7 protein-coding genes are annotated in these 5,387 nt (G+C 62.8%); 4 read left to right on the top strand and 3 right to left on the bottom strand.

The window, feature by feature from the left end; all coding sequences use genetic code 11:
* The 4 genes from DXA70_RS13335 to DXA70_RS13320 form a co-directional block, all read left to right on the top strand.
* Nucleotides 1-1,128 (top strand): SbcC/MukB-like Walker B domain-containing protein (locus DXA70_RS13335; protein WP_278321348.1); only part of this gene is annotated, 1,128 nt, incomplete at its 5' end.
* 40 nt (nucleotides 1,129-1,168) lie between these two features.
* Complete coding sequence (locus DXA70_RS13330) at nucleotides 1,169-1,516, top strand: hypothetical protein (RefSeq protein ID WP_128118743.1); 348 nt, start codon at nucleotides 1,169-1,171, stop codon at nucleotides 1,514-1,516.
* A gap of 102 nt (nucleotides 1,517-1,618) precedes the next feature.
* Nucleotides 1,619-1,840, top strand: a complete 222-nt coding sequence (locus DXA70_RS13325; protein WP_022256407.1) for a PC4/YdbC family ssDNA-binding protein — start codon at nucleotides 1,619-1,621, stop codon at nucleotides 1,838-1,840.
* 1 nt (nucleotide 1,841) lies between these two features.
* Nucleotides 1,842-2,423 carry a hypothetical protein gene (locus DXA70_RS13320; RefSeq protein ID WP_022256408.1) on the top strand — a complete coding sequence of 194 codons (582 nt, stop codon included), beginning with the start codon at nucleotides 1,842-1,844 and terminating at the stop codon, nucleotides 2,421-2,423.
* Between the two features lie 194 nt (nucleotides 2,424-2,617).
* Here DXA70_RS13320 and DXA70_RS13315 read toward each other — a convergent pair whose 3' ends face one another.
* The 3 genes from DXA70_RS13315 to DXA70_RS13305 form a co-directional block, all read right to left on the bottom strand.
* Entirely contained in the window at nucleotides 2,618-2,992 is a 375-nt protein-coding gene (locus DXA70_RS13315; protein WP_128118742.1) for a hypothetical protein, read from the bottom strand.
* Between the two features lie 309 nt (nucleotides 2,993-3,301).
* Nucleotides 3,302-4,465 (bottom strand): cell division protein FtsZ, encoded by a 1,164-nt coding sequence (gene ftsZ, locus DXA70_RS13310; RefSeq protein WP_128118741.1) that lies wholly within the window; start codon nucleotides 4,463-4,465, stop codon nucleotides 3,302-3,304.
* A 153-nt stretch (nucleotides 4,466-4,618) separates the two neighbouring features.
* A complete protein-coding gene (locus DXA70_RS13305) occupies nucleotides 4,619-5,380 on the bottom strand; it encodes a hypothetical protein (protein WP_347553577.1) in 762 nt (253 codons plus the stop codon).
* Nucleotides 5,381-5,387 lie beyond the last annotated feature (7 nt).

Here is a 5,387-nt window from a genome sequence, read left to right as displayed (position 1 = left end):
CGCGCCGCCCTGACCCGGGAGCAGGAGGGCCGCGCCCGCCTGCGGCAGGACGCCGAGGCCCTGTTGCCGGAGCGGTTCACTTCTCCGGAGGGGCCGGTGCCGCTGACGGTGGGCCTGCTCAAGACCGCATTAGCCGAGGAGCATACCGCCCTTCGCCGGGCACTGGACGCTCTGCACGCACAGCAGACTGAAAATGCTGCCCAGACGAAACGCCGCACCCAGCTGGAAGCCCAGCGCAAGCAATTGGCCGACCAGCGCGCTGCATTGGAAGCGCAGGCGGCGCAGGCCCAGCAGGCGGCGGCCGCTGCCGAGGCCACCGTCCGCACACTGGAGGCCCAGCAGACTTCTGAAAACACGCTGCCCCCGCGGGAGCTGGCAGCATTGCAGGCCCGGCAAACGGAGCTGCAGACCGCCCGCAGCCAGCTGACCGCCGCCGAAAAGGCCCTCAACGCCCAGCTGCAGACCGCCCGCAGCCAGCTGACCGCCGCCGAAAAGGCCCTCAACGCCCGGCTGGTGCCCAACCGGAACGCAGCCGCCCAGTACCGCCAGCACTCGGCCCGGCTCACGGCGCTGGAACACCGCTGGCAGTGGGTCAGCGCCCTCTCCGCCACGGCGGGCGGCACCCTGAGCAGCAAACAGAAGATCCGGCTGGAAGCCTACATTCAGATGAACTACCTCGACCGCATCCTCGTCCACGCCAACACCCGCCTGATGCAGATGACGGCGGGCCAATACGAGCTGGAACGGATCGGGGCCGAGAACCAGCGCAGCCAGTCCGGCCTCGACCTCGGCGTCATCGACCACTACAACGGCACCCGCCGCAGCGTGAAGACCCTTTCCGGCGGCGAGAGCTTCAAGGCCTCTCTGGCGCTGGCCCTGGGCCTTTCAGACGAGGTGCAGAGCGCCGCCGGCGGCATCCGGCTGGACACCCTTTTCCTCGACGAGGGCTTTGGCTCCCTGGACGAGGACTCGCTGGAACAGGCGATCCGGGTGCTGGCAGGCCTGACCGAGGGTGACCGGCTGGTGGGTATCATCTCCCATGTAGGAGCCCTCAAGGAGCGCGTTGACCGTCAGGTGGTCGTCCGCAAGGCCCGCAGCGGCGGGAGCACGGTAGAGCTCATCGTATAATCGCGGCACCTCTGCGCAAACTATGCGCGGAGGTGTTTTTATGTCGAAGCACAAGCATTCCGTTGGAAACACGTCGAGCAGGGTGAGCCCTCCGCTGGGGCATCTGCCTGATTTTGAAATAAAACCTCTCCGTCCGCGCTCTGGCGCGGACAGCTCCCCTGCCAAGGGGAGCTCCATCGAGGTAACGGACGGCACCCCTGCCGCCTGCTACCAGAAAAACGCTGAGGATTATTTACAAGGCGATGTTTCCACCAGCGTGATGGCCCAGTACGGCCAGCAGCTGTTCGGCACGGCCCAGCACACCCACTCTGCCCACCCGGCCCCGGATGAGGACGAGAGCGGCGTGGAAGCACTGGTGGAGTGGCGGGAGGACGCCCCCTACGGCTAAGTTCTGAAACAATTTTCAAATTATTTTTAATTTAGTAGTTGAAATCTTCGGCCGCTTCTTTTATTATGGTAGCAAACAAAGACAAAGGCAGGTAATGTTACCATGGCAGAAATCAAATACGAAGTGGTCCAGAAGCTGGCAGTCCTCTCCCAGCGGCCCCGCGGCTGGGAGCGCCAGCTCAACCTCATCAGCTGGAACGACGGCGAGCCCAAGTATGATATCCGCGACTGGTCCCCGGACGGCACCCGGATGGGCAAGGGCATTTCCCTGAGCCACGACGAGCTGGCCATCCTCAAGGGCATCCTGGACGATATGGAGCTGTAAGATGGGCGACCGCGAGGAGTTTTTGCAGATCTTCCAGCAGCATGTCACCCGCCCCGGCAGCGAGAAGCTGCTGGACTGGCTGGACAACAAGACCGATTTCTTCTCGGCTCCGGCCTCTACCCGGTTCCACGGAGCCTGTGAGGGCGGGCTGTGTATGCACAGCCTCAACGTCTATCACGCCCTCCATGACACGTTCTTCACCGAGGGCGACAGCGAGGAGAGCTTTGCCATCTGCGCCTTGCTGCACGACCTGTGCAAGGCCAACTACTACAAGCGCGGCACCCGCAACGTGAAAAATGACGTGACCGGCCAGTGGGAAAAAGTGCCCTCCTACAGCGTGGAGGATCTGTTCCCTTACGGCCACGGCGAGAAGAGCGTTTTCCTCATTGAGCGGTTCATGAAACTGAAAGTGGAGGAAGCGGTGGCCATCCGCTGGCACATGGGCGGCTTTGACGACGCGGCCCGGGGCGGCTGCTTTGCCATCTCGGAGGCCTACGATAAATACCCTCTGGCCGTCAAGCTCCACATTGCTGACCTGGAAGCAACGTACCTCATGGAGCACCGCACCAGCGCGGTAAAATAAAGCTTCTTTCGCTTGGCTCTCCTTGCCAGGAGAGCTCCGTGCCGCGCCCGCGTATGCGGGATGGCGCGGTGAGAGGTTGGACTTTGTAAAACCTCTCCGTCACGCCTGACGGCGTGCCACCTCTCCTGCGAAGGAGAGGCAAAAGATGTAAAAAATCACCAATGCAATTGACATTGCATTGGTGATTTTGCTTTTTATGTGCCCATCAGCTGTTCCAGCTGGGAGATGATGTCCACCGAGAGGTGATCCAGCTTGGTCTTGGGCTCCCACTCCGGGGTGCCCGTGTCCAGCAGGGTCTCGATCTCGCCGGGAAGCGGTCCCTGAGCCACCCCGGCATCCCGCGCGGGGGCCGGGAAATGGATGACCGGGAGCTCCGGCTTTTCCAGCACCGGAACGGTGGGCTGAGGCGTCGGCTCCGGCAGGGTCTCGCCCGCCCGGGCCTGCTCACACAGAGCCTGCAGCTCAGCATTTTCCCGGCGCAGGTCCAGCATGGCGCGCTCATAGGCAAACAGGCGGGTCTCATACCGGCGGATCTCCGCGTTGGCGGCTTCCAGCCTGCGGCGGAGCACCTCCACCTCAGAAAGCGCAGACTGCCCCCGGACACCGGAACAATGCCCGGCAGAGTGCCTCCCGGCTGGTTCTGGCTCGCCATGGCTTCCTCCACTTCCTGTAATCGGCGCTGGGTGCGGCGGCAATCGGACGCTGTTTCGGCACAGAGACGCTCAATGCAGCGCAGCAGGCTGTTTTTCCGGCTGCTCAGCCACTGGGTATGCAGCCCTCCGTCCGGATGTACCATCCTCAATGCCTCCTTACCGCCCATGCGCAAGGGACACATGTTCTGCTTTCGGGCGGCAGCGTTTCCACCCGGCGGTTTCATTTTACTTGCGCTTGTTCAGGATGGCCAGCAGCTCATCGTAATAACGGTTGTCGCTGCTCTCCTCTTCCACCTTGGCGGTGTTGGCAGCAGGCTGCTGCTTTGCGGCATTGTTGGCGGCTGCCACGTCAGAGCTGAAGACAGCCGACGGCGTGGAAGCGGCAGTGCCTGCAGCATTGTTCAGGCTGTTGCGCAGGCCCTCGGGCACCTTGTTGTCAAAACCGGTGGCGACCACGGTCACGCGCATCTCATCGGAGAGATTCTCATCAAACGCAGTACCCCAGATGATGTTTGCATCGGGATGCGCGCTCTGGGTGATGAGGCCTGCAGCGGTCTCAACATCTTCCAGGCCGATGTCCGGGCTGGAGGTGATATTGATGATGACGCCGTGTGCACCGGCAATGCTGGTCTCCAGCAGCGGAGAAGAAATGGCCGCCTTGGCTGCGTTCTCTGCCTTGCCGGCACCCTTGGCGCTGCCCACGCCCATGTGTGCGTAGCCCGCGTCTTTCATGATGGAGCGCACGTCGGCGAAGTCCAGGTTGATGAATGCGGGCACATTGATCAGGGCGGAGATGGACTCCACGCCCTGGCGCAGCACGTTATCCGCAGCCTGGAAAGCGTTCATCAGGGTGATCTTCTCCTGGCTGATCATCTTCAGGCGCTCATTGGGGATCACGATCAGGCTGTCCACATGCATCAGCAGGTTTGCAATGCCCTGCTCGGCCAGGCCCATCTTCCGCTTGCCCTCAAAAGAGAACGGCTTGGTCACGATGCCAACGGTCAGGATGCCCAGGTCATGGGCGACCTCGGCCACAACAGGGGCCGCGCCCGTGCCGGTGCCGCCGCCCATACCGGCGGTGATAAAGACCATCTGAGAGCCCTTGAGCGCGTTTGCGATCTCGTCCTTGCTCTCCTCGGCGGCGCGCTGGCCGATCTCAGGGTCGGCACCCGCGCCGCGGCCCTTGGTGAGCTTGGAACCCAGCTGCACCTTGGTGGCAGCATGGTTCTTGGCCAGTGCCTGCTGGTCGGTGTTCATCGCGATGAATTCCACGCCCTGCAGGCCGTCGCTGACCATCCGGTTGACAGCGTTTCCGCCGCCGCCACCGACGCCAATTACCTTAATCGTCGTAACGTTTTCGTCCATTTCTTCGTCGAGCATCAATGCCATAACTTTGTCCTCCATCGGATTTTATCGTACACCCGCCGTGTACAAGGGCAGGATTATCTCATATTATTGCTACTATATAACAGTATCGTATCATCTTTTGGTTCCGATTGCAAGACAAATTTGGGTTTTTGGGGGTGTTTTTTTCACCGGGGGTCACGCGGGCTTCGTTTCTCGGTAAATTCGTGCCCCAAGAGAGGCCAAAATCTCTGTAAAATCCGCATATCCACGGTCGAGATACGCAACCCCGCCGATTTGGCTCCTGCCCTGTGCCGCCATGGCTGCCAGCACCAGCGCGGCCCCGCCCCGCAGGTCGGGTGCGGAAAGGCGTGTGCCCCGCAGTGCACCACCCGGCCGGATGTGCAGCACCCGGCCCGCCGTATTTACCCGCCCGCCCAAGGCCGCAAAGCCCTCCGCGCAGGCAAACCGCTGCTCAAAGATCACATCCTCAATACTGCTTTCGCCCTCCGCACAGAGCATGGCGGCCGCCAGCGGCGGGGCGGCATCGGTGGCCAATGCCGGGTATACTCCGGTGAACACCCGGCCCGCACCGTACAGCCGCCCAAACCGGGCCACCTGCACGCTCTCCCCGCCGCGCTCCACCCGGCAGCCCATTTGTGCCAGAATTTCCAGCACCGGGGCATAGAGCTCCGGGCTGCATCCGGTCAGTTCCACCCGGCCTCCGGCGGCGGCCGCCGCACAGGCCAGCGTGGAGGCAAAAATACGGTCCGGCAGGGGCGAAAACACGCACCCGCCCAGCGCCCTCCGCCCTTCAATGATGAGCGTGGAGCTTCCCGCCCCCTCCACACTGCCGCCGCGTGGAGGCAAAAATACGGTCCGGCAGGGGCGAAAACACGCACCCGCCCAGCGCCCTCCGCCCTTCAATGATGAGCGTGGAGCTTCCCGCCCCCTCCACACTGCCGCC

This window comes from Faecalibacterium sp. OF04-11AC, from assembly GCF_003460645.1.
GTDB lineage: Bacteria > Bacillota > Clostridia > Oscillospirales > Ruminococcaceae > Faecalibacterium > Faecalibacterium prausnitzii_I.
This window is presented reverse-complemented; position numbering and strand designations above follow the sequence as displayed.